This window comes from Idiomarina sp. UBA4206 (assembly GCF_002383015.1).
GTDB classification, from domain to species: Bacteria; Pseudomonadota; Gammaproteobacteria; order Enterobacterales; family Alteromonadaceae; genus Idiomarina; species Idiomarina abyssalis.
On record NZ_DFTS01000060.1, the window covers coordinates 19,037 to 20,107 of the forward strand.

At 50.0% G+C, this 1,071-nt stretch carries 1 protein-coding gene; it reads left to right on the forward strand.

The features are described 5' to 3' along the window. The coding region (locus tag B3180_RS12375) for a type II secretion system F family protein (protein WP_286844880.1) at positions 1-980 on the forward strand (980 nt) is incomplete at its 5' end. Positions 981-1,071: the final 91 nt, after the last annotated feature.

Sequence of the window (1,071 nt, forward strand, 5' to 3'; positions counted from 1 at the left end):
GCATTCCTATGCTAAGAGCCATTGAAGGCCTTGCCGATACCACGCAAAACAAGCGTCTGCGGACAACCCTGAAAGATGTGCATGATCAACTGGAGCGGGGGCGAAATTTATCCACGGCTATGTCTCAGCACCGAGGCGTTTTTCCGCGGTTGGTTATTGCTATTGTGCATGTGGGAGAAAACACCGGTCAACTGGAGGAGTCTTTTCAGCAGCTATCGGTGTACTTGGAAAAAGAGCAGGACACCCGTAAGCGAATAAAGGCGGCCACACGTTACCCGAGTTTTGTGCTGATAGCTCTGGTTGTCGCCATTTTTGTGCTGAACATTTTTGTTATTCCAACTTTTGCGTCCATGTTCAGCCGGTTTAATGTTGAGCTCCCCTGGGCAACGAGGGCGCTGCTCGGGTCCTCTGAGTTTTTTGTCGGCTACTGGCATGTTCTGCTGCTAGCCATGGTGGGCGGTTTTTTCGGTGTTCGTTACTACGTGGGAACGGACAATGGGCGGTTGAAGTGGGACAGCCTTAAATTAAAAATTCCTATTATTGGCTCTATTTTAATGCGTTCCATGTTAGGCCGCTTTGCGCGCAGTTTTTCGGTGATGATTGGCGCCGGTGTTCCATTGACTCAGGCTTTATCTTTAGTGGCCGAGGCCGTTGATAACGCCTGGATGGAAAAACGCATTATAGAAATGCGTCGGGGTATTGAACGAGGCGAAAATTTGTCACGAGTTGCCCGCCAGTCGGAACTCTTTACGCCGCTGATTCTGCAAATGATATCCGTTGGCGAAGAGACCGGTCGGGTCGATGTGCTGTTACTGGAAGTGGCTGAATATTATGAGCGTGAAACCGATTACGACCTGAAAACTTTAACCGCGCGTATTGAGCCGGTAATGATAGCTGTGGTCGCGGTGATGGTGCTGATTCTCGCGCTGGGAATATTTACCCCAATGTGGGACATGATGAGCGCATACCAGGGGCGCTAATGACACGGGAAACAACGGATGAACGTAAGGGCATTCAACGTTTTCAGAACATTCTGGTGGTATTGCTTTTGTTGATACTGGCTGCGGTGGC